The organism is Clostridioides sp. ES-S-0048-02 (assembly GCF_020658495.1).
In the GTDB taxonomy this organism is placed as follows: Bacteria; Bacillota; Clostridia; order Peptostreptococcales; family Peptostreptococcaceae; genus Clostridioides.
In genome coordinates this window covers 1-25,740 of the sequence record NZ_JACVWH010000006.1, presented here as the reverse complement: position 1 = coordinate 25,740, position 25,740 = coordinate 1, and the positions used below count along the sequence as shown (strand labels likewise).

Genomic DNA, 25,740 nt, shown 5'->3' with positions numbered 1-25,740 from the left:
TTTGGTATTTTATACAATTATTAGTATATATCTTTTATTTTTGTATCAGTATAGTAATGTGATAATATATCATAGTATTTATAGCCTTCTTCTGCCATACCTTCAGCTCCCCATTGGCTCATACCAACTCCATGACCATATCCTTTTACTACAAAATCTATGTATCCTTCTCCAAATTTTATATCAAAGTTTGCAGAATTTAAGTTAAAAACAGTCCTCACATCTTTTCCTGTGACTTCTTTGTTTCCTAATTTTATTTTTTCTACAGTTCCAGCATCGCTTCTTTCAGTTATTGCAACTTGTTTACTCAAGTTATTTACATCTATCACAATGCTACTATAAGACTTTCTAAGGCTCTTAACAAAATCTGTGTTGCTTATTTTAAGTGTTGATGCAAATTTGGGAGAATACTTATCATATGGGCTTTCTACAGATTTTAAATAAGGATATTTTGATGAAAATACCTCTTCACTATTCTCTGTTTTCCCTGATGAGGTAGAGAAATAAAGAGGAAGTATAGCCTTATCATTGTAAGTTATTATCTGCCCCTTAGTGCCTTTAACTGCGTTTTTAATTTTAGAATACTTATTTTTAATCCATTCTTCACCATTCAACTTTTTAAGAGTCGCATAACTCTTGTATTCTTGACAGTGTTTATAATCAGTACATACCACTGCATTTTTATGTTTACTTGATTTCCCATGTTCTTGCTTATATACTACATACGTTCTAGCTGCTACAGCTTGGGCTTTTAAGGCCTCTATATCAAAATCCGAGGACATCTCACCAGCTAGTACTCCACATAAATAGTTTTCCATGTCCATTTTTTCAACTTTACCTGACATGTGATTATAGACATTTATAACTGGTGTTTTTTTGTCTACAGTTTCATAGTTTACTACCTTTTTATCTTCTTTCTTACCTTCATTTTTAATATCATTTTTTTTAATGGTTTTGTTTATGGAAACTACTTTCTCTGGTTTTTCAGTTAGCTCCACATTTTTGTAAGAAACTAAAGTTATCAATGAAGGGACTAACACAGAGCAAGTTACAAATCCTAACAAAACAACCAATGGGTTCTTCATATACTCTCCTCCTTAGCTTTTAAAACCTTGTATTTAAGTATATGAACAACCCTATCAATTTATAACTTACTTATCTAAACCAATTATTAATCTTCTACTATTTTGATTTGACCACCTAATGCTGTTATCTTTTTATCTATATCAACATAACCTCTTTGAATATGGTATATTTCTCCTATTTGAGTTTCTCCTTCTGCTATAAGACCGCATAAAATAAGCGCTGCTCCTGCTCTTAAATCAGTAGCATTTACTGCTGCACCGTGTAATTCATCTACTCCATTAACAACCGCACTTCTTCCATCTATTTTTATATTAGCACCCATTCTATTGAATTCAGCAACATGCATAAATCTATTTTCAAAAACAGTTTCTATAACTACACCAGTTCCATTAGCTACAGTAAGCATAGCCATAAATTGAGCTTGCACATCTGTAGGAAACCCTGGATGTGGTAAAGTCTTTATGTCTATTGGCTTTAATACCTTTGGACCTACTACTCTAACAGAATTGTCCATCTCTGTAATTTCACAACCAGCTTCTCTTAATTTAGCTACAACTGGCTTTAAATGCTCCATTAAAACATTTTCAACTGTTATATCACCTTTTGTCATAGCTGCTGCAACCATATAAGTTGCTGCTTCTATTCTGTCTGGAATTACATTATGTTCTGCTCCTTTTAACTCCTTAACACCTTTTATCTTTATAGTGTTAGTACCTGCACCTTTAACATCTGCTCCCATTTCATTTAAGAAATTAGCTAAGTCAACTATTTCTGGTTCTTCTGCTGCATTTTCTATTATTGTAGTTCCTTCTGCTAAAGAAGCTGCCATCATTATATTTTCAGTAGCTCCAACAGATGGGAAATCTAAATACAATTTATTTCCTACTAATTTTTCTGTTGCGGCTTCAACAAAACCGTGGTCCATTTCTATTTTTGCACCTAAAGCTTTAAATCCTTTTAAATGTAAATCTATAGGTCTCGTTCCTATAGCACATCCTCCTGGCATAGAAATTTTTGTACTATTAAATCTAGCAAGTAATGGTCCCATAACCAAAAAAGAAGCTCTCATCTTTCTTACAAGCTCATATGGAGCTTCACAAGTTCTTATATTACTTGCGTCAACAGTAAGTGTATTTTCTTTATATTCAACTTCTGCTCCTACATGTCTTAATAAATCTGATATAACATGAACATCTCTTAAATTTGGAACTCCATTTAAAGTTGATTTCCCGTTTGCTAATAAAGTTGCTGCTATTATTGGTAAAACTGCGTTTTTTGCGCCATCTATTTTAACACTACCTTTAAGTGGATTACTCTTTTTTACTATTATCTTAGCCATATTTTCTGATCTCCTCATAATTAATAATCTAATTTTATAATTGGTGTGGCAATATATATGAGTGTTTTTCCATCGTCCTCATTATATTTAATTCCTATATTTAAATTGATTTTTTCCCCTAAATATTCTAAATCATCATCATTTAATACTTTACTATATGCTGTTATAGATAAAAAGTTTACGTCTTTCACTTTATCTATTTGCTTAGCACTCATATTATATAATATTTTTTGTAAAATATCATCATATTTGTGGTTTTGTAACCTTTTTGTGTATTCTCCAACAATACAAGCAGATACATCTACTTGAGATGAATATTTATTTAACACGTTTTCTACACTACTATAAATATCCTCTTTATGTTTATATACTTTGTTGTCCAATATGTCAACTATTATGTAGCTTTCTTTATTATTTTTATTTATTCCTTTTATAGAAATTTCTTTATCGCTATCTTTTATAGTAGCATATAATTGTATTTCATCGCCATACCCTTTTTGGTTCCAATTTATTCCTTTTTCATCTAACTTTAGATTGTTAATTATTTCTAGAAAAATATTATGTAATTCTTTATTTGATAAATTGTAATTTATAACAGAATTAATTTTCATATTATAATATTTAAAATCGGCTTCTGAAGTTTCAAGAGCACTAATTAATTTATTATATCTAGTATTTATATTTGCATAAGATATTGTCATGCCTATAGCCATTAACATAAAAAAACTTACAACTAATTTTATTATCTTCATAATAAAAATCCCCCTTAAATTTGTTTTTCTCTATAACAGAATTATTAACAAATTTAAGAGAGATATACTTTATCAATATGTATTTTTATGCATTTTGTAATTTTATATTAAATAAATGTTTTTCAAACTCTTCGATTCCAATTCTCTCTAATACTTTACTTATTCTTTCTCCTGGACTTGCTAATTGTTTATATGTATAAAATACATCTTGCACTAATTCTTCTATATTATCCTCTGTATACAAATTACTAAGTCTATCTCCAAATCTATAGCCTCTTCCCATTCTACCACCAAGATAAACAGCTAGTCCTTTTTTATCAACTTCCATAGCTCCAAATGGACATGCTTGAGCACACTTTCCACAATTTACACATTCTTCTTTATTCCACACTAATTTCTTATCTTCCATATAAACTGATTTTTGTCTACAAGATGATGTACACAATCCACAATTTTTACATTTATCTTCATTAAATTTTACGTATACTTGACCTACTATACCCACATCATTAGTATTTGCTTTTGCACAGTTATTTGGACATCCAACTAGTGTAATTTTAGTTTTAGATGGTAAATCATATCCAAAATATGAATCATGTAACTTTCCACATAATTCTTGTGTATCATATATTCCATGTTGACATACAGTACCTTTGCATGCGACTAATGGTCTTACTTTTTTACCCGTACCACCATGCTTTAGCCCTACAGCTTTTAAATCTTCCTTCATTAAATCTATATCTTCATACTTTATCCATGGTATTTCAACAGCTAATCTAGTAGTAACACCTAAATAACCTCTACCATATTTTTCAGATAACTTTGATAAGTTGATAAGCTGTTCTGCTGTAAAGTTTCCCGCTCTACTCAATATTCTTATTGAGAAATACCCTTCTTGGCTTTGGGCTAATATACCTTCAGCTTTTAACCTTGCTTTTTCATCTTTACTAATCATATTTCACACCTCATAATATATAATTTTATAATTCTATATTGCTAATAATATGTTTAAATAAGTGCACATCCATATAAGCATATTCTAACTATGTTTATATTTTAAAACATAACAAAAGTATATTCAACTTAATAAACTGAATATACCTTCATTTTAAACAATTATATTATATTTTTTACAAAATTCTATTTTGAATCTCCTGTTTCAATTGGATTTGAATCATCAAGACTCCATCCCATCCATCCATCACTATAGAGAGAAGTATTTTCAAATCCCATAACATTTGCATATGTTAATACCTCTGCAGCACGCCATCCACTGCCACACATAAATGCAAGTTGTTTATTAGTATCTATATTTTCTTTATCCCACATTGCCAATATTTCATATTGATTTCTCATTGTGTTATCTATATTACGATACTCTTCTAGTGATACACTGTCACTACCTGCATGACCATATAAGGCTCCTGGTATACGACCTTTTTTATCATAATAGCTATATCCAGATATTTTACCTATATGTTCATCCCAAGAACGATTGTCCACTAATGTAAATTTATTTTTATCTCTTAGTTTTTGCTTTAATTCTGGTATACTAACAATTAGTTGTGGATTAGCTGGTATATTTGCTCCAAAAGTAGTACATGAACTTTTTGGATTGCTAGTTAACTCCAGCTCATATCCTTCTGATAACCATGAGTTTATTCCACCATTCAAAACTCTTACATCTCTTACTCCTATATATCGTAATATAATAGCAATTCTATAAGAAGCCATAGATGCGCTACTTGAAACTATCACAGTATCATCTTTTGTAAATCCATAGTCTAAAGCAAATTTGGCCAAATTATCATTGTTAGTAAGCATCCATGTTGGAGGAGGTTCTATAATATCAGTATTTATATGAACACTTGTAGGTATATGCCCTTTTGCATAAGATTCTTTTTCTTCTCCCCAACTTGCTTCAATCATTTTTATATTCTTAGAATATTCAAATGTCTCTGGAATTTTTCCATCCAAGATATCTTTTATTATGGAAGCAGGTACTATCATTTGATAATTTTTATATCTTTCCATTGGAAGATTTTCATTATTTGCCCATTGTTTAATATCATATTTATATAGATTTTTATATCCTTTTTTAGATAAGTAAGTAGCTACAAGTAAAGCATCTTTTCCATTAGCATCATATAGTACTATATTTTTATCTAAATCAATACCTTTTGTTTTTAGTGCTTGTTCTAATACTTTGTCTTTTTTATCTGAGTCTACATATAACCAATTCGCAGAAAAATCTACTGCTCCTCTTATATGTCCACCTCTTTTTACTCCATCTAATTTCCAGCCATTATATGCATCATTTAAACGAGTATCAACTATAACCCAAGATTCATCTTGTACTTTCTCTTTCAAATCTTCTGTAGAAATTGATTTAACATTAGCACAAAAACCTTCTTCTATTTCTTCTCTTAATTTCTTCGACATAATTTGTACTCCGATTTCTAATCAATCTTTTATTATTTTAAATCTATTTAACTAAATCAAAATCATATTCATCCACACCATCAACTGAATTATATACTTTTGTAAATCCATTCTCTGAAAGTATTTTAGCTGCTTGCCCACTTCTATTTCCAGTTCTACAGTATAAAATTATATCCTTATTTTTATCAAGTTCTCCCATTTTCTTTTCTGTGTCTTCTAGTGGTATATTGATAGCTTCTTTTAAATGTCCAGTTTCAAATTCTTTTGACTTTCTAGCATCTATTACTATAGAATCTTTATTTTCGCTTATTAACTTTAACATTTCAGGCGCAGTTATATCATTATATGTAACTAATTCATAATCAAAATCTTTCACACCTTCTACATTATAAACATCTTTAAATCCATTTTTTACTAATATTTCAGCAGCTTTTGCACTTTTTTTACCTGAGTTACAATACGCTAATATAGTTTTATCCTTATATCCTTCTAAAGCACTTAATTTATCTTCTAAATCATCTACTGATATATTTATACCATTTATAATATGACCTTTAGCATAGTCCTCTGCACCTCTTACATCTAATATCAATAATTCTTTATTTTTCTTCATCATTTTTACAGCCTCTTCACCTGTGGCTTCTTTATAACTAGCCTTATCTTGACTTTGAGAAGATTCTTTTGGTTTTTCTGATTCTTTAGAATCACAACCAACTACACTCCCTAATGTTAATACTAAAGTTAAACCAATAGCTAAAACTTTAAATCTTTTACTAAATTTCATAAAATTACCCTCCAAATATTAAAAATATTCCCTTTTTTGATATAAAATCTTATTTTATTATAGTATTCGAATTCATTATAACAAAATTAAAATATATTTGATACTTATTTACTTGTTTACAGCCATAGTTTTTTTCTATAGTTCAACAGGAAAGAATAGAATTTTTCTTTGTTCCATAAACACATCTACCTTTTCATTTATTTCATATAAATTATTGTTGCTACTAGCTTTTAATACCGTTCCATCAATATCTACATCATAGTAAACTTTATCTCCTGCATATCTTTTTTTCAATATAGACCCTTGTCTTCCTACATCATTATCAATCGTTTTTAGGATTATACTTTCTTTTGGTATCATTAACTCTACATTATCTATATTTATATTTTTATATTTATCTAATTTAATAGAAATTATATCATTTACAAATTCTCCATTTCTTATATTTCCGATTAAATAATTTTTTTCTCCAAATATATTTGCAACTTCTTTACTTTTGGGATTTTCATAAAGATTATCAGGTGTGTCGAATTGTTTAACCTCACCATTTAACATAACTGCTATTCTATCACTCATCATTAACGCTTCTTCTTTGTCATGTGTTACTAATATCGTTGTTATCTTTAGATGTTTTTGTAATCCTAATACAAATTCCCTCATTTCATTGCGTAAATTAATATCTAAATTTGAAAATGGCTCATCTAATAACAGTACCTTTGGATTTATTGCTAAAGACCTTGCTATTGCAACACGTTGTTGTTGTCCTCCTGAGAGTTCGTTTGGATATTTATTTTCATATCCTTTTAACTTAACTAAATTTATAAGCTCGTTTACTTTACTTTTTCTTATATTCTTATTTATTTTTTTCATTTTAAGACCAAATTCTATATTTTCATATAAAGTCATATGTGGAAATAATAAATAATCTTGAAAAACTATTACAGTATCTCTTTTTCCTATAGGTATATCTAATACTGATTCATTATTTAAAAGTATATCTCCGCAATCAGGATGTAAAATACCAGCAATTAATTTTAGAGTAGTACTTTTTCCACAACCTGATGGACCTAAAAGAGAAACTATTTCTCCTTCTTTTATATCTAAATTCATATTGTTTAAAACTTTGATTTTGTTAAAACTCTTACATAAATTTATAAGTTTAACTGATGACAATTATTACACCTCCAATCGTACTAAAATAGCCTTGTATTTTGAATATGCTTATAGTTCTTTTTTACATTGTATTCTATTATTATCAAGATAAATAAACTTATTATTAAAAAGAGCATACTATACAAAGATGCGATTGTCCTGTCTCCACTTTGTATATATGGAAACATAATCATTGGATAAGTTATGACACTACCTCCGCCTATAAGAAGAGTCAAAAAATATTGACTAAAGGATATTATGAAAGACATACTTGATGCACCCAATATCCCTGGCAAAATCAAAGGGAAAGTTACATATCTAAATGTATTAAATCTACTTGCTCCAAGTACTTTCGCTTGTATTTCTAAATTATCACCTATTAATTTATAAACATCTGTTATTATTCGAACTGAATATGGTATACATGGAAGTATATTTATAATAATTACTCCCAAAATATTATTGGCCAGACCTATTCTAATAAATGCTATATGTATGCCCATAGCAACAGATATTAGTGGAATTATAATTGGAGACAATATCAGTAACTCACAAAACCTTTTTCCTTTAAAATCGTATAGTGCTAACGCTTTAGATGCTGGTATACTTAATAAAATAGTAACTAAGACTACAGTTATTGATATTATAATACTTCTCAAAATGATATTCAGATTATTTATATCCAAAATATATCTAAATCCTCTTAATGAAAATTCCTTAGGTAAAAGATTTGGAAATGCCCATGTATTTACAACTCCCCATATTGACAATAATATTATAGGAGCTATAATAACTACAAACATGATATTAAGAATTATATTAAATTTTTTACTCATAGATACTCCTATACATTATATTTTGATATTTTATTAAAAAATCTATCATAAATTATTAATAGTATAAAACTTATTCCAGATAATACAACATTGATACACATTGAGATTGGTCTTTGCATTAAATCTGAGCTAGAATAACTCAGATATGCTTGAACTGGTAATGCTTTTGGAGTTGATGCACCTATTAAAAAAGGTACTTCAAAAGAACCAAATGAAAAGGCAAAAATTATTATAAATGAAGAAATTATTGTAGGCATAGCAAGCGGCAACACTATATATCTAAACGTTTGAAGTTTACTTGCACCTAAATTTATAGACACTTGTTGTAGATTATCATTTATATTTTTCAATATATTATAAACCATCAGTGTTATATATGGTATTCCTTTCCACAAATAAACTAAAATTATCCCTATTCCATTTTTATCAGAAACCATTGGTATAAATTCAGATGAATCCTTTATTATATTGAAAAAATAAAATACTCTTGAAACTATACCTGTTTGAGAAAATATTATAAATACCAATAATACAGCTATTACATGTGGAACTACTAGTGGAACATTTAGAATCATATATCTAACTTTAGAAAATTTATTTTGAGACATTATATATGCTAAAAGTATACCTATAATAATAGCCAAAATTGATGACACTAAAGAAATCTTCAAACTAAAGATAAGAGATTCTAAAAAATTAGAATCTCTAAAAATTTCTCTATAATAATTTAATGTAATTTGCTCAAGACCAATATGAGGAAAAAATCCTAGACTTTGTGAGATGCAATTTATAATTCCTACACCCATTATAAGTATCAAGATGATAGATACAGGTGCTATTAATAAATATGGAATTATTTTATCATTAATTATTTTACTTTTCACTTTCTAGTACCTCTTGAGTCCATATTTTTTCTATTATTGGAACTATTCCTGCTTTTAATTCTGGAACTGAATTTTTTAATACTATAGTTTCACTAAATTTCTTAACATCTTCACCTGGAATCTTCTTCATATCTAAAACAGATGTATCTCCCCAATTTTTAGTTTCTGTCTTAGAGGATTGTGCATCTATACTCATCAAAAAATCTATTAACGCTATTGCACCTTCTTTATTTTGAGAATTATCTGGTATAGCAACAAAATGTGTGTTACTTATATTTCCTTTTTCAAATTCTATTGCTTTTGTAGATTTGCTAAACTCTCCACTTTCTATCCTTCCTAATAATACATTGGGAGCATAAGTCATTGTAAAATAGGTTTCATTATCTGAATACATATTATCTAACTGAGAGGATGTCGCAGGATAAGTTTTACCTTTATTCCATAAGTATGGTTTTATTTCTTTAAGATACTCCATAGCGGGTTGTATGACTTGTTTTACTTTAGCTTCATCTTCTGGTAAATTTTTTACTTTATCATATCCTACTACATCATATATTATATTTCTGACAAATGCACTTCCTGTAAAATCTGGTGGGGCTGGATAGGTAAATTTTCCAGGATTAGATACAATTACTTTTTTTAGTGTTTTTGCATCAGTTATTTTTGTATTAATCTTAGATATGTCTGTTACAACTGCAAATTGAGATTTCCCCCAAGGAGCTTCCATCCCCTCTACCCTAACTCCAAAATCTGTAGTAATATCTTCAGAAGATGAATCAACATACTTTTCATAATTAGAAAGTTTCTCTACAAAAGGTCCAAATAACAATTTATTCTCTTTTGCTGTTTTGAAGTTTTCTCCATTTATCCAAACCACATCTATAGTACCCTTAGCATTTCCAGCTTGTTTTTCTGACAATAGTTTATTAAGAATGTTTTCTATATCCATTCCTACTCTTTTTACAGTTATGTCATAGTCTTCTTTCATCTTTGGAATTACATAACTATCAAACCATTTATTCATTACTTCATTTCCACCATATCCATAAAAGTTAACTGTTGTACCTTTTGCAGATTTTAAAATCTCTTCATTGCTACTTTTTAATATATCTTTTTGAGGCTCTTCTTTTTTATCGTTATTTGAACACCCTATCAATCCAAATACAAGCCCTAAACATAATAATATTGTTAATATCCTCTTTTTCATTTTTTCCCCTCTCAAAAATTAATTTATAATATTTTTTTTGCTTCTAGTAGTCTTTGAACTGCTGTAAATAAAACGACTATAGAAAATAGATTTGCTATCGTTCCAATATAACTTTGAAATAAAATCATCAAAGTAAAAAGTATAAATCCCTCACTCCTTTCAGCTACACCAGCTTGATAATAAAATGATTTCATACCTTTTTTATCAGTTAAGGCCCCAACAGTTAAAAATATAGTCATTGACATAAGAATACTACTTAAAAGAATCATTAGATTTAACCTTACATCAATCATCTTCAAGCCAAATACTAAAATCATACTTATTTCTACTATTCTGTCAAAAGTAATATCCATTAATGTTCCAAATAAGGATGTTTTATTACTACTTCTCGCCATATCACCATCTACAGCATCTAGGTATCCTGAAACCCATAATGTAATTATTGCTAGCACTTTCATATCGAGATATATAAATAAAGACGTAGATATTCCAACTATAAGTGCTATTATTGTCACGTTATTTGGAGTTAATTTAAGTTTTAAAAAGAACTCTGCTCCTTTGATTATAAATGGCTCTACATATTTTCTTGCATGTGTATCTAACATATTATTTCCTTTCATTAGCTTATATACTTTTTATGGGAATTTATTAAGTTTCTATATTCATCGTCTTTGCTACTTCTATTCCTTTATACCTTGTACTCCATTTTTTAATAGATGATGTTTTCTTCTGGGTTAATTTATTTTTGTTTATAACATCAACATCAAAAATTAAATCTAATACATGTAGTACTTTTTTATCTGCCATTAACATAGACTCACAACAAGATTGACAGTATGAGATTACATAATCTGTTTTTTCATTATTTGCTCTATTTTTGGTCTGGTTTATAGCAACTTCATTATTAGTAACTCTTACCATACCTCCAGAGCCACAACACTCTGTGTTTTCTCTATTTTTTTCAAATTCAATTATTTTTATTCCCATAAAACCTAGTATATATCTGACTGACTCATGTATATTATGCTCATTTCTTATAGGGCATGGGTCATGTAATAAAAATTCCTGATTTAAATCATCATAATGATTTTTTAGATTTTCTGGAAGTCCATATTCTTTTATCACTTCCCATATTGAAGTCACTTTTATATCACTATTATTTCTTATAGTATTAAAACAATTTGGACAAGTTACGATTACTTCGTCTATATAATTTTCTCTAAATAGCTTGTCTATTTTAGAATAATATTTATCAAATTTATTTGTATCTCCCATAGCTAAAGTTGGCTTGCCACAACATTCAAAAGCTAAGGATATATTTTCTATATGATTTTCTAAATATTTATATGTTGCTAATACTAAGTCACTACTATAGCTAGAAAGGCTACATCCTGGAAAAAAAATCTTTTTAGTGTTTTTTTTAATAAATTTTTTTGAGAATAATGAAGAGAAACTATTAGTTTGATGAAATTTTATTGTTCTATATCCTATATCATTTAATTCTTTTTGATTGCTATGAAATATTTCTTTCCTTACATCAAAAAACATTTCTTTTAAATCTATATCTTTTGGACACTCTACCTTGCATATTCCACATAACATGCAAGAATATGGTATATTTTTATTTATTGATTTATTTTGCAAAATGTCTATCATAAGTTCTCTTGGTGAGTCTCCAAATTCTTTCATCATAGGACATACCTTAAAACATTTTTTGCAATTTATACAATCATTGTTATTTTTTTCGATTTTTTTTAACGTCTCTAATTTTAACTTTACCTCTTTTATACAAATACACCTCCATATTGATTAATAGCTTTTTTCTATAATAAAAAACTCATTCTATAAAATTATAACAAATAGAATGAGTTTTTTCTAATAGATATTATCTATGCACTTTTTAATATATTTTTATTCAACTGTTACTGATTTAGCTAAGTTTCTTGGCTTATCTACATCACAACCTCTTAATACAGAAACATGATAAGCAAGTAATTGCATTGGTACAACTGCTAATATTGGTGATAAAATATCATCTGAGTTTGGTATATAAATTATTTTTTCAGCAGCTTTTTCAACGTCTTTATTATGACTTTGAGCAATTGCTACAACATAAGCTCCTCTTGCTCTTACTTCTTCCATATTAGAAACCATTTTTTCAAATAATTTTTCTTGAGTAGCTATAGCAATTACAGGAGTTCCTTTTTCTATTAATGCTATTGTTCCATGTTTTAATTCTCCTGCTGCAAAAGCTTCTGCATGTATATATGATATTTCTTTTAATTTTAATGAACCTTCCATTGCTAAACTATAGTCTATACCTCTTCCTAAATAGAAAGCATGGTCAGAGCTAACAACTGTTTTAGCAACTTCTTTTATATATTCTTCATTATCTAATATTTCTTGTATTTTTGATGGTATTTCTTTCATCTTAGTAATCATACCATCATAAAACGCTCTAGTTATTGTTCCTTTTTTAATAGCAAAATCTAAAGCTATCATATATAAAGAAGTTATTTGAGTTGTATATGCCTTAGTTGATGCAACTGCTACTTCAGGTCCTGCCCAAGTATAGAAAACATCATCTGATTCTCTTGCTATAGATGAACCTACAACATTAGTTATTGAAAGTATTCTTGCTCCTTTAGCTTTTGAATCTCTTAGTACTGCTAAAGTATCTGCTGTTTCACCAGATTGGCTAACTAATATTACTAATGAGTTTTCATCTACAAATGGGTCACTATATCTAAATTCTGATGCTATATCAGTTATTACTGGTATATTTACAAATTTTTCTATAGCATACTTACCAAGTAATCCAGCATTATATGCCGTTCCACAAGCTACTATATAAACTTTATTTATTTTATCTAAATCTTCTTTAGAAATATTTATACTATCTAAAATTATATTTCCATTATCATCAAGTCTTCTTTCTAGAGTTTCTCTAACTCCTGTTGGTTGCTCATGTATTTCTTTTGACATAAAGTAATCATATCCACCTTTAGATGCAGCTTCTACATCCCATGTTACATGGAATACTTCTTTTTCTACAACATTTCTATTAGAATCATAAATTGTTACATTTTCATCTTTTAGGTGAACTATCTCTCCATTTTCTAAGAAATAAACATCTCTAGTATATTTTAATAAAGCAGGTATATCTGATGCTATAAAGTTTTCGCCTTCACCCACACCAACTACAAGAGGACTATCTTTTCTTACTGCAACTAATTCATTTCCATGTTCTTTACATATAACACCTAATGCATAAGCTCCTCTTAATTTTGATATAGTTTTATATACAGCGTCTAATAAGTTACCTTCATAGTATTTATCTACTAAATGTGCTATTACTTCTGTATCTGTTTGAGATTCAAATTTAACACCTTCAGAAATTAATTCTTCTTTGATTTCCATATAATTTTCTATTATCCCATTATGAACAACTGCTATTGTTTTAGCTTGATTAAAATGAGGATGTGAATTTACATCAGATGGTTCTCCATGAGTTGCCCATCTTGTATGTCCTATTCCCAAATTTCCATCAATAGGATTTTTTTCTAAATCTTCTGCAAGCACAGAAAGTCTACCTTTGAACTTTCTAATATTAAGTTCATCACAATTAGAACCATTAACTGCTACACCTGCTGAGTCATAACCTCTGTACTCTAGCTTAGAAAGCCCCTCTATGATAACTTCTGCTGCCTTTCTACTTCCTAAATATCCAACTATTCCACACATTATTTGTGTCCTCCTAAAAATATTATTTATATATTTTAAGAGTTAGGTCATATAAGTTTACTTTGGCTTCCCTTTGTCCATAGGATTACTCCTATTATTTAAAGAAGTCTTTCGATGGTAAACACACCGCAGAGCATCCGCCGACAATTCGATTAACTCTGACCTCGTCAACTTAGTTCCAATAATACTTAATTCTTGTGCCTATAACTAAGTTCTGGCGCTTAGAAAGGTGTCCTCAGGGTTTATATCTGAGAATACCCTTATAAATTACGATAATTTTTCTTGTATAAGATTAGCTAAATTTGTTGCTAATTCTTTTATTTGACCTTCCTCTTTACCCTCTAACATAACTCTAACTAATGGTTCAGTTCCTGATGGTCTTATTAAGACTCTACCATTTCCATCTAAAATAGATTCTATTCTTTCTATTTCAGCTTTTATTTCTGGATATTCCATATATTTGGTTTTATTTTCATTTTTTATTGTTGCATTCACTAGTACTTGTGGATATTGACTCATTATTGATGCAAGTTCTGATAAAGGTTTCTTTTCTTGCAATATTATATTTGCAAGTATTAAAGAACTAAGAACTCCATCTCCTGTAGTATTGTAATCTAAGAATATCATGTGTCCAGATTGTTCTCCACCAAGATTATATCCATTTTTAGCCATGTCTTCTAAAACATATCTATCTCCAACTGCTGTAGTAGATAATTTTATTCCATTTTCTTTTGCAGCTATTGTTAATCCTATATTACTCATAACTGTAACTACTAAAGTATCTTGTGCTAATTTATTATTTTTCTTTAAATTTAAAGCACTCAATATCATTATATGGTCTCCATCAACAATTTGACCCTCTTCATTTACTGCAATTAATCTATCAGCATCTCCATCATACGCAAGACCTAAGTCAGCATTATGTTCCAAAACAGCCTTTTGAAGTTGTTCTGGATGTGTAGAGCCACATTTATAATTTATATTGTTTCCATCTGGTGAACTATTTATTGAAATTACACTTGCTCCTAATTCATCAAATACTATTGGTGCTACTTTATACGATGCACCATTAGCACAGTCCAAAACCACTTTTAATCCTCTAAAATCAGTGTTAATTATTGATTTTAAATAATCTACATAATCTCTTTGTGCATAATGCTCATGTAATCTTCGTCCTACATTTTCACCAACTGGCATACAATCTACTTTAGCCATGTCATCTATATATTCTTCTATCTTTAATTCTATTTCATCATCCAATTTATATCCATTCTTATTAAAGAATTTAATTCCATTATATTCAACAGGATTATGAGATGCAGATATAACCACACCACAATCAGCACCATATTTTCTAGTTAAATATGCAACTGCAGGGGTTGGTATTATTCCAACAGTAATAACATCACATCCAACAGACATAAGACCTGCTATTAAAGATGCCTCCAGCATATCTCCTGATATTCTAGTATCTTTACCTACTACTACTTTTACTCTATGGTCTCCTTGAGCTAAAACAAATCCACCAGCTCTACCAAGTCTATATGCTAAGTCACATGTTAATTCTGTATTTGCTATTCCTCTAACTCCATCTGTTCCAAAATACTTTCTCACTAAATATTCTCCTTTCATAATTGAAAAGCTTGTAATTTGTATTATATTTTTATAATTCATAAAATACTATTATATTCTTAATTTCAGTCATAAAAATATTTTAATACTTCTCAGCAAAAAAGACAATAGAAATAATTCTATTGTCTTTTTTTTGACATCTTTTTTCTTTATTAGTTAGTTGCTCCGCAACATGTAGCATCCATACCTTTTTGTAAAGCTGCTCTGTTTAATGGAACAAATTTTTCTTTTCTAGGTCCGAAAACTTTTTTAAATGCTTCTAATACAGACTCTATATCTACTGTATCAGCTACTTTTAAGTAAGCTCCTAGCATTATCATATTAGCAACTTTATCATTACCTAATTCAACAGCTAATTCATTTGCTGGGATATAATAAACATCTACATCTGTTCTTTCAACTTTTTCTTTTATTAAAGAGCTATTTACTATTATTTTTCCACCAGGTACAACATCATCTTTAAATTTTTCAAATGCTGGTATATTTAATAATATAGCTGCAGTTGCATCATTTGTTATAAGTGGAGAACCAACTGGTTCACTAGATACAGTTACTGCACAGTTTGCTGTACCTCCACGCATTTCTGGTCCATAAGATGGTAACCAAGAAACTTCTTTACCTTCTAACATTCCTGCATAAGTAAGTAATTGTCCCATAGACATAACACCTTGGCCTCCGAAGCCTGCACATATTACTCTAGCTGTAGACATTTACTTCACCTCCTCAACTTCAACATTTTTGAAATTTCCTAATGGATAGTATGGTATCATATTGTCTCTTAACCATTGTAAAGCATCATTTGGAGCTAGTCCCCAGTTTGTAGGACAAGTAGATAATACTTCTACTATTCCAAATCCTAATCCTGCTTGTTGAACTTGGAATGCTTTCTTTATAGCTTTTTTAGCTTGTCTAACATGAGCTGGAGTATCAACTGCTACTCTTTCTACAAATACAGCTCCTGTTAATGTAGCTAACATTTCACTTACTCTTATTGGATAACCTTGAGTTTCAGCATTTCTTCCTGATTGAGCAGTAGTAGCTCTTTGTCCAACTAATGTAGTTGGAGCCATTTGTCCACCAGTCATACCATATGTTGTATTGTTTACAAATATAGTAGTTATTTTTTCTCCTCTAGCAGCTGCATGAACTATTTCAGCAGTACCGATTGAAGCTAAGTCTCCATCACCTTGATAAGTGAATACTGTGTTTTCAGGATGAACTCTTTTTATTCCTGTAGCAGCAGCTGGTGCTCTACCATGAGCTGCTTCTTGAGTGTCACAGTTAAAATATTTATATCCTAAAACTGAACATCCAACTGGAACAACACCTACAGCATCACCTAATACTCCTAATTCTTCTAATACTTCACCAACTAATCTATGGATTATACCATGTGTACATCCTGGACAGTAGTGAGTTTGAGTATCTTGTAACCCTTCAGTTTTCTTAAATACAACAGCCATTATCTAGCACCTCCTGCAACCAATTCTCCGGCAATAATTTTTTTAGCTTTTTCAACTATTTCTGCTGGTGTTGGAGTCATTCCTCCTGGTCTTCCATGGAAGTAAACTGGTAATTTACCTTCTACTGCCATTTTTACATCTTCCACCATTTGTCCCATACTCATTTCAACAGTTAATATGTTTCTAGCACTAGGGATTTGATCAAATGCTTCAAATGGGAATGGCCATAATACTTTAGGTCTTATAAGACCTGCTTTTATTCCTTCTTCTCTTAATATATCAATTGCGCTTTTCACTATTCTTGAAGTAGTTCCATAAGCTGCAAATATAAATTCAGCGTCTTCTGTTTTGTACATTTCATATTGTACTTCATTTTTTTCCATTTCATTGAATTTAGCTTCTAAGTGCCAACAGTGATCTTCTAATACTTCTGGCTCTAAGTATAAAGAGTTTATTACATTAGGTACTCTTTTTCCTTTAGTTCCAACAGTTGCCCAATCTTTAGGAGGCAATTCTCTTTTCTTTTCAGGAGCTTTGAATTCAACTGGCTCCATCATTTGACCTATCATACCATCTGCAACTACCATAACAGGTGATCTGTAGTAATCTGCAACATCAAAAGCTTCCATTATCATGTCAACAGCTTCTTGAACTGTAGCTGGTGCGAATACTGGAGTTCTGTAGTCTCCATTTCCTCCACCTCTTGTAGACATAAAGTAGTCAGCTTGTGAAGGTTGTATACTTCCAAGTCCTGGACCACCTCTCATTACGTTAAGTACAACACAAGGAACTTCTGCTCCTACTGCATATGTTATACCTTCTTGTTTTAAAGCAACTCCTGGTGAAGATGAAGAAGTCATAACTCTTGCTCCTGCACCTGCTCCACCATAAACCATGTTTATCGCAGAAACTTCTGATTCAGCTTGAACGAACGCTCCACCTATTTTAGGTAACTCTCTTGATAAATATTCTGGTAATTCACTTTGTGGAGTTATTGGGTAACCGAAGAAATATTTGCAACCAGCTTCTATAGCTGCTTTTCCAAATGCTTCGTTACCTTTCATAAGTATCTTAGCCATTAAAATTCCCCCTTAAATATTAATTTAAATTAATCTCTTTCTACTGTTATAACTACATCTGGACACATAGTCGCACAACTTGCACATCCTATGCATTTTTCCATTTCAGAAACAGTTGCTGGGTTATACCCTTTTTTGTTTATTGTGTTTGAGTCTAATTGTATGATTTTTACTGGACATGCTTCAACACATAATCCACAACCTTTACAACGTTCTTGATTAAAAGATACTTTTCCTTTAGCCATTTACCTAAGCCTCCTTAAACTTTCTATATATTTGAGCTCAAACTACATCCAGTCTTCTCTCATATATAATTTTATTGGAAAAATTTCTCCCTCTAAATCTTTTGGTAATTGTTCAACAAGATTTTCTAAGCATGCAACATATCTTATAGGTATATTACACTCCTTAGAAACTTCTTCTGCAACTTTTTGACCTCTTAATACATCATCAATAGTAGTAAATCTAATAAGATGAGTATTATTAATTAGACCTGTTACCTTTAGTTTAGAAGATTTTTCTATTTCCTTTATATATTGGATAACTTCTTCAGAAGTTTGAGTTTTCTCCCTATTTGCATTTATTACAAAAAGCATGTCATAGTCGCCTTCTTTTAATAAATGACTAAATCTTCCTATAACTCTAGCACCTACATTATCTCCGCCTAAGTCTATAACAGAATTGTATGAATGATCAACCATAGGTGACATTACTTCTGCTGATACTGCTGGTAAATCTAATGTTGGAGCATTAATTGAACTATCTATTGGTTGTATACCTAAAGATTTCATTAACTCTTTCTTTTCTCTAGTTCTAAAGTATACATTCACCACATCCAAATCAGCTATAGCAACTTTGCCAGAAACCATATCTCTTAATTTAACAACATAGTTCATCGCAAATTCACTTTTACCACTTCCATAGTGACCTGTTATGATTCTTATTCTTTTATCATTAGTTATCATAAACTTGAGCCTCTTCTTCACCAATTAAAACTCTAAGTCCACCTTGAGCTAATGCAATCATTTCATCTTCACCTGGATAAACTTTTACATCTGCTATAAATTTAACTCTATCTGCAATCATATCTGTAAACATTTTTGAATATGCGATTCCACCAGTTAATAATATTGCTTTTACATCTCCCTTAAGAACTGCTGCATTAGCTCCTATTTCTTTAGAGATTTGATATGCCATAGCTTCATATACTAATTTAGCTTTTTCATCACCAGCTTCAATTCTTTCTTCAACTTCTCTAGCATCATTAGTATTTAAATATGCAACTAATCCACCATTACCTTTTATTTTCTTTTTAATTTCATCTTGAGTATATTCTCCACTGAAGCACATTTTCACTAATGCTCCTACTGGTAATCCACCACTTCTTTCTGGAGAGAAAGGACCTTCTCCATCTAATGCGTTTGCAACATCTACTATTCTACCATTTTTATGAGCTCCAACAGAAACTCCTCCACCCATATGTGCAACTATAAGATTTATATCTTCATATTTTGCGTTTATCTCTTTAGCAAATCTTCTTGCTATTGCCTTTTGATTTAAAGCATGTACTACACTTGCTCTACTTATTTCAGGCATACCAGAAATTCTAGCAACATCTTCTAGTTCATCCACAACAACTGGGTCTACTATGTATGAAGGAACATTAACTTCATCACCTATTTGTTTTGCTATTATACCACCTAAATTTGAAGCATGTTCTCCTAAAACTCCTACTTTTAAATCTTCTATCATAACATCACTTACTGAGTAAGTTCCACCTTTTATAGGCTTAAGAAGACCACCTCTACCTACTACAGCATCTAAGTCAGATGTTTTTACTCCACCCTCTTTTAATGCTTCTTCTATTACTTGTTTACGAAATTCAAATTGGTCTGAAACCTTCTCATACTTTCCTATTTCTTCAGAAGAGTGTCTTAGTGTCTTTTCAAATACTAAATCCTCATTATCAAATACAGCTATTTTAGTTGATGTCGAACCAGGATTTATTGTTAAGATTTTAAATATTTTGCTCATTTGCCTATTTCCCCCTTAAATTTAAGCCTTTGCTGCCATTAAAACGCCCAAGGCTATTGAGTTAAGCTTAGTTTCTTCACTATCTGCTCTAGAAGTTAATATTATTGGTGCTTTAGCTCCAACTATAACTCCTGCATTTTTTGATTTTGAGAAAAATACTAAAGCTTTGTATAATATATTGCCACCTTCGATATCTGGAGCCAATAATATATCAGCTCTTCCTGCTACAGGATGATCTATACCTTTATGTTTAGCTGCTTCTAAAGACACTGCATTATCTATTGCAAAAGGTCCACCAACCATACAACCTTTGATTTCTCCTCTTTCATACATTTCTTCAAGTTCTTTAGCTTCAACTGTATCTTTCATTTTTGGATTTACTTTTTCTTTTGCGCATATTGCAGCAACTTTTGGTTCGCTTATATCTAATGAATGTGCTACTGTGCAAGCATTTTCTATGATTTGCTTTTTAGTATTTGTATCAGGAGCTAAGTTCATAGCTGCATCAGTTACGAAAAATAATCTGTCATACCCCTCTACATCAAATACTGCTACGTGGCTTAATACATTACCAGTTCTAAGACCCACTTCTTTGTTTAAAACTGCTTTTAGTATTATTGATGTGTCTACTAAGCCTTTCATTACCATATCGGCTTTTCCTTGTGAAACTAATTCAACAGATTTTAGAGATGCTTCTGCTAAATCTTTTATATCTATTACTTCATAATTTTCGATATCCATGTCTATGCTTTTTGCAATTTCTTTAGTCTTTTCTATATCACCTATTAAAATGGCATTTGCTATTTTTTCTTTTCTAGCCATTTCAACTGCCATTAAAACTTCTTTATCTTGACAACATGCTACTGATATAGTTTTAGGTCCTCTTTCTTTTGCAAACTTAATTACTTCTTCAAAACTTCTCATGCATTTCCACCTCATCTTGAATTTTTTGAAATAGAACTTTTATATCTCAATTAAATTATAACTCGTTCAGCAACGTTTTCCTAGGGATAATTGAAATATTTAATTCAAAAATATTTATTTAAATCTATTTATCAGTCTTTTTTCATATATCTAACACTTTTTAGATTTAACAAATATCTCATTGTCCTTATTTTATAATATAACTAAAATAAACAAGATGCAACAAAAACATAAAATTAACAAACTTAATTTTATAGATTTTTTTGTCACATCTTGTAACAACTAAATATTCAAAATATTTGTTCATTCCACTTCAACAATATTAGGTTCTATATTTATTTTTTTAAATTGATATGTTGTTTCATATTTTATTTTATATTTACCATTTTCAGTAGGTGCTTCTGATAAATCGATATATAACGAAATATCTTTTTTATTTAGCTTACTTAAATCTTCTGTTGATTCTACAACAACTTGAATATCTCCAGTAAAAATTATACTCGGATTGTCCATATTTGCTGGAATATTTCTTAACATAATATCTTCTGAACTATATACAAACTCAGCACTTAATTGTTTTGTTTCATTTAGTTTTATAGTTATAGAGCTATCATCAATAGTTATTCCTTCTGGAATCTCTAGACTCACTTCTTTTTCCTCTCCATTAGCTAAATCAACTAAATCAATAGGTTTTGTCTTAATATAATTTATTTTGTCTATACTTTCTTTTTTACCTTTTATGCTAACTTCATCTTTACTTAATTTATAATTTTTCAATGTATTATTATCTTGATTATTATCCTTTAAATCTACTCTTATTGGTACAGTTTTTTCTTTTAATAATTGTACACTTGCTGTTACAGAATTTGAACTTAGTGTCACACCTTCAACCTTAGTTCCATCACTATTTAAAGGTATTAAATCCAATTTTTTAGAGAAATCTTCTGTCTCGTTACCTACATTTAGATTAGCTCTTATATTCTTAACTTCCTTAACTAGACTCATTGGACCCGATATATCGACATAATTTTTATTCAGTTCAATTTTATCTATATTTCTTTTAGAATTTCCACTTACTTCTACCTTTATATCTCTTTTTTCTTTTATATTTTTCTCAAGATTTACTATTAAAACGTCATGCTTAAATTCTAAAGTAACACCTTGAGGAATATTTGCTTTTAAATATACTTCCTTCTTACCTTGTATTGGGTCTTCAACAGTTCCATATACATGTATATCTTCTTTTTTAACTTTTTGTACCTTTGATAAACTACCTTTTATATACACATCTGCTGTTAATTTTTCGTCTGGATATATAACAAGATTTTTATCATTTAAATCACTCATATTACTTATAGATACAGGTATATCTTCAAACCCTCTAGTTTCTTCAGGGTCAACTACAGCCATGACATACATCCATAAAGCAATTGCACTTAAAAATGATATTATTTTTATTTTGGTATTATTTTTTAGTCTATTTATCATTTAAATATACCACCTTTGAAAAAACTTCTTGTTTCCGTATTCGTTTTTAGATTACTACGTAATATATTCATCATTCTTTCTCTAGAAATATCTCTATATAACTTACCAGCTTTAGCAATTGATACGCCTCCAGTTTCCTCTGATACGATTAGTGTTATACAGTCAGATACTTCACTTACACCTATTCCCGCTCTATGTCTAGTGCCTAAATCTTTACTTAAATCTTTACTCTCTGTCAACGGCAAGAAACATGCAGCTGCCTTTACCTTAGAATCTCTAATTACAACAGCGCCATCATGTAATGGTGTATTTGGTATAAATATATTTATCAATAATTGCCTAGAAATTTCAGCATCAATTATAGTTCCTGTATTTATTATATCACTTATTCTGGTTTCTCTCTCCATTATGATAAGAGCTCCTATTTTTTGTCTAGAAAGTGAATATAAAGCTTCTACAATCTCTTCTATAGTTCTATTAAGAGTTTCTTCTGAAGTATTTACATTTTTTCCAAATAAATTAAACTTTGCTCTTCCTATATGTTCAAGTCCTGCTCTAAATTCTGGCTGAAAAATTATAAGAGCTGCTATAACTCCATAATCCAGAGCCTTAAGAGATATCCAATAAACGGTATGCAATTTAAAAGTGTTACTAAGTTGAGTTGCTAGCAAAAGAAATATTATACCTTTAAATACTTGTTCTGCTCTTGTATCTTTTATAAACATAAATATTTTGTAAAAAATATATGCTACTATGGATATGTCAATTAAATCATATATACTCATTCTTAATATTATATTAAAAAATTCATTTAAAAAAGAATTTATATCTAACACAGTTTTATCCTCCTGTTCGATAACTTCTTAATTATTTACACTATGTATTATACTATATAAATCTAACTCTATACAAACTATTTAACTTTTGTGTAAATAATTCTATTTTTATAGATTGAGATTGTTAAATAATCTCTAAATACATTAAAAATATTGCTCATTAAATATATATTTTTTATTAAAGTTAAATCTAGTTTAAATAATTCAAATCATCAAGGCGCGAATACAAAATAGTACTCGCGCCTTGATGCAATTTTATACTATAAAATCTATTTCAAAATACATATTATTTTTCAATATATGTTTGCTACAATAAATTTAATAATCTATTTATTAATTATATAAAATTGTAACATTATTTCTATTAATATTATATTAGTAATATTATTTTTATCTTATACTAATAATTTACCTTATAAATAATTTATATCAAGTTCTATTAATATCTTATTATGTATCTTTTCTAGAAATTATCTTTTATTATAAAAATAATTAAAACAACTTATCTATTTCAAAGTCATAGATATATTACTTATAAGTATAACAATTCATTTAATACAATAATCTACAAGCACTATATTATCAAGTATTTAGAATCTCTAGTATTTCATAGTAGATTTCATCGTTCTTTTTCAGTATAAGAAATTAATTTATAAATTTAAATAGTATTCTAATATCTTAGTACTATAAAGTATACAGTATAATGTATATGAGCCTATTTACTAATTAATTAAATCTATGCAATAAATCTTTCTATAAACTTCTTGTAGACTATTATACATTACCATTAATATGATTACAATATTAATGAATATAATGTAACTCTTATATAATTTTATATTTATAAAGAAAAAGACACAGGTGACATGCATGTATCCTGTGTCTTTTTAAACAATATAAAAGTTTACTATAAATATAGTAAACTTTTCTTAATGAGCGCACAGGGATTCGAACCCCGGACACACGCCTTAGAAGGGCGTTGCTCTATCCAGCTGAGCTATGCACCCAAATCATTATGGAGCGGGAAACGAGATTCGAACTCGCGACTTCAACCTTGGCAAGGTTGCGCTCTACCACTGAACTATTCCCGCTTATTTAATTTGGCGACCTGGAAGGGGTTCGAACCCTCGACCTCCAGCGTGACAGGCTGGCATTCTAACCAACTGAACTACCAGGCCGCAAATGGTGGGACCAGCAGGGCTCGAACCTGCGACCCCCTGCTTGTAAGGCAGGTGCTCTCCCAGCTGAGCTATGATCCCATTTTTTGGAGCGGGTGAAGGGGATCGAACCCTCACAGCTGGCTTGGAAGGCCAGAACTCTACCATTGAGCTACACCCGCTTATTTAATTGTTTTTTGGTGACTCGTAGGGGAATTGAACCCCTGTTACCGCCGTGAAAGGGCGGTGTCTTAACCTCTTGACCAACGAGCCATTTTAATGGTTGCGGAGGCAGGACTCGAACCTACGACCTTCGGGTTATGAGCCCGACGAGCTGCCAACTGCTCCACTCCGCGATATTGTTTTATAAATAAGTGCCGAAGACCGGAATCGAACCGGTACGAGAGGTAAGTCCCGCAGGATTTTAAGTCCTGTGCGTCTGCCAGTTCCGCCACTTCGGCTTTTTTGGCTCCAAGGGTGGGGCTCGAACCCACAGCCTACCGGTTAACAGCCGGTTGCTCCACCGTTGAGCTACCTTGGAATATTCAACGTGGCTACGTCCTACTCTCCCAGGCAGTTTCCCACCAAGTACCATCAGCGCTAGAGAGCTTAACTTCTGTGTTCGGAATGGGAACAGGTGTATCCTCTCTGCTATTGTAACCACATAATCTTTATGCTTAATATTACTATTAAGTTATTGAAACTAGTAAACTAGATTCTTTAGAGTTAACACTCTAAAAACTACATATATATTTTAATCAATGAACATCAAATAATATTGGTCAAGTCCTCGACCTATTAGTATCGATAAGCTAAATACATTGCTGCACTTACACCTTCGACCTATCAACCAGATAGTCTTTCTGGGGTCTTACCCTTGCGGTGGGAAATCTTATCTTGA

23 protein-coding genes, 9 tRNA genes and 2 rRNA genes are annotated in these 25,740 nt (G+C 30.2%); all 34 read right to left on the bottom strand.

Annotated elements, in window-relative coordinates; translation table 11 throughout:
- Positions 1 to 20: 20 nt before the first annotated feature.
- Positions 21 to 1,085, bottom strand: coding sequence for a stage II sporulation protein D (gene spoIID / locus IC173_RS09855; RefSeq protein WP_227434543.1), 1,065 nt, complete (start codon positions 1,083 to 1,085; stop codon positions 21 to 23).
- Between the two features lie 86 nt (positions 1,086 to 1,171).
- Positions 1,172 to 2,425, bottom strand: a complete 1,254-nt coding sequence (gene murA, locus IC173_RS09850; RefSeq protein WP_227434542.1) for a UDP-N-acetylglucosamine 1-carboxyvinyltransferase — start codon at positions 2,423 to 2,425, stop codon at positions 1,172 to 1,174.
- A gap of 20 nt (positions 2,426 to 2,445) precedes the next feature.
- Positions 2,446 to 3,177 (bottom strand): YwmB family TATA-box binding protein, encoded by a 732-nt coding sequence (locus IC173_RS09845; RefSeq protein ID WP_227855483.1) that lies wholly within the window; start codon positions 3,175 to 3,177, stop codon positions 2,446 to 2,448.
- An 85-nt stretch (positions 3,178 to 3,262) separates the two neighbouring features.
- The gene (locus IC173_RS09840) at positions 3,263 to 4,132 is read right to left on the bottom strand and encodes a 4Fe-4S binding protein (RefSeq protein WP_227483564.1); all 870 of its coding nucleotides are present in this window, start codon (positions 4,130 to 4,132) and stop codon (positions 3,263 to 3,265) included.
- Between the two features lie 185 nt (positions 4,133 to 4,317).
- A complete protein-coding gene (locus IC173_RS09835; RefSeq protein ID WP_227831459.1) occupies positions 4,318 to 5,619 on the bottom strand; it encodes a rhodanese-like domain-containing protein in 1,302 nt (433 codons plus the stop codon).
- Positions 5,620 to 5,662: 43 nt separating this feature from the next.
- On the bottom strand, positions 5,663 to 6,403 hold the full coding sequence (locus IC173_RS09830; protein ID WP_227434538.1) for a rhodanese-like domain-containing protein: 741 nt from the start codon (positions 6,401 to 6,403) through the stop codon (positions 5,663 to 5,665).
- 135 nt (positions 6,404 to 6,538) lie between these two features.
- A complete protein-coding gene (locus IC173_RS09825) occupies positions 6,539 to 7,576 on the bottom strand; it encodes an ABC transporter ATP-binding protein (RefSeq protein WP_227434537.1) in 1,038 nt (345 codons plus the stop codon).
- Positions 7,577 to 7,596: 20 nt separating this feature from the next.
- Positions 7,597 to 8,391, bottom strand: a complete 795-nt coding sequence (locus IC173_RS09820; RefSeq protein WP_227836204.1) for an ABC transporter permease subunit — start codon at positions 8,389 to 8,391, stop codon at positions 7,597 to 7,599.
- An 8-nt stretch (positions 8,392 to 8,399) separates the two neighbouring features.
- Positions 8,400 to 9,275: an ABC transporter permease subunit gene (locus IC173_RS09815; RefSeq protein ID WP_227855482.1), complete on the bottom strand. Its 876-nt coding sequence runs from the start codon at positions 9,273 to 9,275 to the stop codon at positions 8,400 to 8,402.
- The gene (locus IC173_RS09810; protein WP_227483569.1) at positions 9,265 to 10,482 is read right to left on the bottom strand and encodes an ABC transporter substrate-binding protein; all 1,218 of its coding nucleotides are present in this window, start codon (positions 10,480 to 10,482) and stop codon (positions 9,265 to 9,267) included. The genes IC173_RS09815 and IC173_RS09810 overlap by 11 nt, the downstream gene beginning before the upstream one ends.
- A gap of 23 nt (positions 10,483 to 10,505) precedes the next feature.
- A complete protein-coding gene (locus IC173_RS09805; protein ID WP_227853332.1) occupies positions 10,506 to 11,102 on the bottom strand; it encodes a CDP-alcohol phosphatidyltransferase family protein in 597 nt (198 codons plus the stop codon).
- Between the two features lie 28 nt (positions 11,103 to 11,130).
- Complete coding sequence (locus IC173_RS09800; RefSeq protein WP_227846154.1) at positions 11,131 to 12,207, bottom strand: (Fe-S)-binding protein; 1,077 nt, start codon at positions 12,205 to 12,207, stop codon at positions 11,131 to 11,133.
- Between the two features lie 186 nt (positions 12,208 to 12,393).
- Positions 12,394 to 14,226: a glutamine--fructose-6-phosphate transaminase (isomerizing) gene (glmS, locus tag IC173_RS09795; RefSeq protein ID WP_227855481.1), complete on the bottom strand. Its 1,833-nt coding sequence runs from the start codon at positions 14,224 to 14,226 to the stop codon at positions 12,394 to 12,396.
- Positions 14,227 to 14,493: 267 nt separating this feature from the next.
- Positions 14,494 to 15,840: a phosphoglucosamine mutase gene (gene glmM, locus IC173_RS09790; protein ID WP_227483570.1), complete on the bottom strand. Its 1,347-nt coding sequence runs from the start codon at positions 15,838 to 15,840 to the stop codon at positions 14,494 to 14,496.
- Positions 15,841 to 16,010: 170 nt separating this feature from the next.
- Positions 16,011 to 16,568, bottom strand: coding sequence for a 2-oxoacid:acceptor oxidoreductase family protein (locus IC173_RS09785; protein ID WP_227434530.1), 558 nt, complete (start codon positions 16,566 to 16,568; stop codon positions 16,011 to 16,013).
- Entirely contained in the window at positions 16,569 to 17,321 is a 753-nt protein-coding gene (locus IC173_RS09780; RefSeq protein ID WP_003420710.1) for a thiamine pyrophosphate-dependent enzyme, read from the bottom strand.
- Positions 17,321 to 18,400: a 3-methyl-2-oxobutanoate dehydrogenase subunit VorB gene (locus IC173_RS09775; RefSeq protein WP_227434529.1), complete on the bottom strand. Its 1,080-nt coding sequence runs from the start codon at positions 18,398 to 18,400 to the stop codon at positions 17,321 to 17,323. The genes IC173_RS09780 and IC173_RS09775 overlap by 1 nt, the downstream gene beginning before the upstream one ends.
- Positions 18,401 to 18,429: 29 nt before the next feature.
- Positions 18,430 to 18,645, bottom strand: a complete 216-nt coding sequence (locus IC173_RS09770) for a 4Fe-4S binding protein (protein ID WP_227434528.1) — start codon at positions 18,643 to 18,645, stop codon at positions 18,430 to 18,432.
- Positions 18,646 to 18,687: 42 nt separating this feature from the next.
- Positions 18,688 to 19,365, bottom strand: coding sequence for an ATP-binding protein (locus IC173_RS09765; RefSeq protein ID WP_227434527.1), 678 nt, complete (start codon positions 19,363 to 19,365; stop codon positions 18,688 to 18,690).
- Positions 19,355 to 20,434, bottom strand: a complete 1,080-nt coding sequence (gene buk, locus IC173_RS09760) for a butyrate kinase (RefSeq protein ID WP_227434526.1) — start codon at positions 20,432 to 20,434, stop codon at positions 19,355 to 19,357. The genes IC173_RS09765 and buk overlap by 11 nt, the downstream gene beginning before the upstream one ends.
- Before the next feature lie 21 nt (positions 20,435 to 20,455).
- Positions 20,456 to 21,358, bottom strand: coding sequence for a phosphate butyryltransferase (gene ptb, locus IC173_RS09755; RefSeq protein WP_227434525.1), 903 nt, complete (start codon positions 21,356 to 21,358; stop codon positions 20,456 to 20,458).
- Between the two features lie 303 nt (positions 21,359 to 21,661).
- Complete coding sequence (locus IC173_RS09750) at positions 21,662 to 22,846, bottom strand: YbbR-like domain-containing protein (protein ID WP_227434524.1); 1,185 nt, start codon at positions 22,844 to 22,846, stop codon at positions 21,662 to 21,664.
- Positions 22,843 to 23,682 carry a diadenylate cyclase CdaA gene (gene cdaA / locus IC173_RS09745; RefSeq protein WP_227434523.1) on the bottom strand — a complete coding sequence of 280 codons (840 nt, stop codon included), beginning with the start codon at positions 23,680 to 23,682 and terminating at the stop codon, positions 22,843 to 22,845. The genes IC173_RS09750 and cdaA overlap by 4 nt, the downstream gene beginning before the upstream one ends.
- Before the next feature lie 933 nt (positions 23,683 to 24,615).
- Positions 24,616 to 24,689 (bottom strand) — tRNA-Arg (locus tag IC173_RS09740).
- Between the two features lie 9 nt (positions 24,690 to 24,698).
- Positions 24,699 to 24,773 (bottom strand) — tRNA-Gly (locus tag IC173_RS09735).
- 10 nt (positions 24,774 to 24,783) lie between these two features.
- Positions 24,784 to 24,860 (bottom strand) — tRNA-Asp (locus tag IC173_RS09730).
- Between the two features lie 5 nt (positions 24,861 to 24,865).
- Positions 24,866 to 24,941 (bottom strand) — tRNA-Val (locus tag IC173_RS09725).
- Positions 24,942 to 24,947: 6 nt separating this feature from the next.
- Positions 24,948 to 25,021: transfer RNA gene (locus tag IC173_RS09720), tRNA-Gly, on the bottom strand.
- Positions 25,022 to 25,037: 16 nt separating this feature from the next.
- Positions 25,038 to 25,112 (bottom strand) — tRNA-Glu (locus tag IC173_RS09715).
- 7 nt (positions 25,113 to 25,119) lie between these two features.
- A tRNA-Met gene (locus IC173_RS09710) sits at positions 25,120 to 25,195 on the bottom strand.
- Positions 25,196 to 25,214: 19 nt separating this feature from the next.
- Positions 25,215 to 25,300: transfer RNA gene (locus IC173_RS09705), tRNA-Leu, on the bottom strand.
- Between the two features lie 5 nt (positions 25,301 to 25,305).
- Positions 25,306 to 25,380: transfer RNA gene (locus IC173_RS09700), tRNA-Asn, on the bottom strand.
- 7 nt (positions 25,381 to 25,387) lie between these two features.
- Positions 25,388 to 25,504: ribosomal RNA gene (gene rrf / locus IC173_RS09695) — 5S ribosomal RNA — on the bottom strand.
- A 113-nt stretch (positions 25,505 to 25,617) separates the two neighbouring features.
- Positions 25,618 to 25,740, bottom strand: a 23S ribosomal RNA gene (locus tag IC173_RS09690); the annotation flags it as partial.

Excerpts from the sequence above, each read along its gene's own strand:
- glmS (WP_227855481.1), bottom strand. The coding sequence starts at position 14,226 with ATGTGTGGAATAGTTGGATATTTAGGAAGTAGAAAGGCAGCAGAAGTT.
- IC173_RS09840 (WP_227483564.1), bottom strand. The coding sequence starts at position 4,132 with ATGATTAGTAAAGATGAAAAAGCAAGGTTAAAAGCTGAAGGTATATTA.
- IC173_RS09780 (WP_003420710.1), bottom strand. The coding sequence starts at position 17,321 with ATGGCTGTTGTATTTAAGAAAACTGAAGGGTTACAAGATACTCAAACT.
- IC173_RS09770 (WP_227434528.1), bottom strand. The coding sequence starts at position 18,645 with ATGGCTAAAGGAAAAGTATCTTTTAATCAAGAACGTTGTAAAGGTTGT.
- IC173_RS09830 (WP_227434538.1), bottom strand. The coding sequence starts at position 6,403 with ATGAAATTTAGTAAAAGATTTAAAGTTTTAGCTATTGGTTTAACTTTA.
- IC173_RS09775 (WP_227434529.1), bottom strand. The coding sequence starts at position 18,400 with ATGGCTAAGATACTTATGAAAGGTAACGAAGCATTTGGAAAAGCAGCT.
- IC173_RS09820 (WP_227836204.1), bottom strand. The coding sequence starts at position 8,391 with ATGAGTAAAAAATTTAATATAATTCTTAATATCATGTTTGTAGTTATT.
- buk (WP_227434526.1), bottom strand. The coding sequence starts at position 20,434 with ATGAGCAAAATATTTAAAATCTTAACAATAAATCCTGGTTCGACATCA.
- IC173_RS09810 (WP_227483569.1), bottom strand. The coding sequence starts at position 10,482 with ATGAAAAAGAGGATATTAACAATATTATTATGTTTAGGGCTTGTATTT.
- IC173_RS09785 (WP_227434530.1), bottom strand. The coding sequence starts at position 16,568 with ATGTCTACAGCTAGAGTAATATGTGCAGGCTTCGGAGGCCAAGGTGTT.
- spoIID (WP_227434543.1), bottom strand. The coding sequence starts at position 1,085 with ATGAAGAACCCATTGGTTGTTTTGTTAGGATTTGTAACTTGCTCTGTG.
- IC173_RS09750 (WP_227434524.1), bottom strand. The coding sequence starts at position 22,846 with ATGATAAATAGACTAAAAAATAATACCAAAATAAAAATAATATCATTT.
- IC173_RS09835 (WP_227831459.1), bottom strand. The coding sequence starts at position 5,619 with ATGTCGAAGAAATTAAGAGAAGAAATAGAAGAAGGTTTTTGTGCTAAT.
- IC173_RS09805 (WP_227853332.1), bottom strand. The coding sequence starts at position 11,102 with ATGAAAGGAAATAATATGTTAGATACACATGCAAGAAAATATGTAGAG.
- ptb (WP_227434525.1), bottom strand. The coding sequence starts at position 21,358 with ATGAGAAGTTTTGAAGAAGTAATTAAGTTTGCAAAAGAAAGAGGACCT.
- IC173_RS09845 (WP_227855483.1), bottom strand. The coding sequence starts at position 3,177 with ATGAAGATAATAAAATTAGTTGTAAGTTTTTTTATGTTAATGGCTATA.
- IC173_RS09765 (WP_227434527.1), bottom strand. The coding sequence starts at position 19,365 with ATGATAACTAATGATAAAAGAATAAGAATCATAACAGGTCACTATGGA.
- murA (WP_227434542.1), bottom strand. The coding sequence starts at position 2,425 with ATGGCTAAGATAATAGTAAAAAAGAGTAATCCACTTAAAGGTAGTGTT.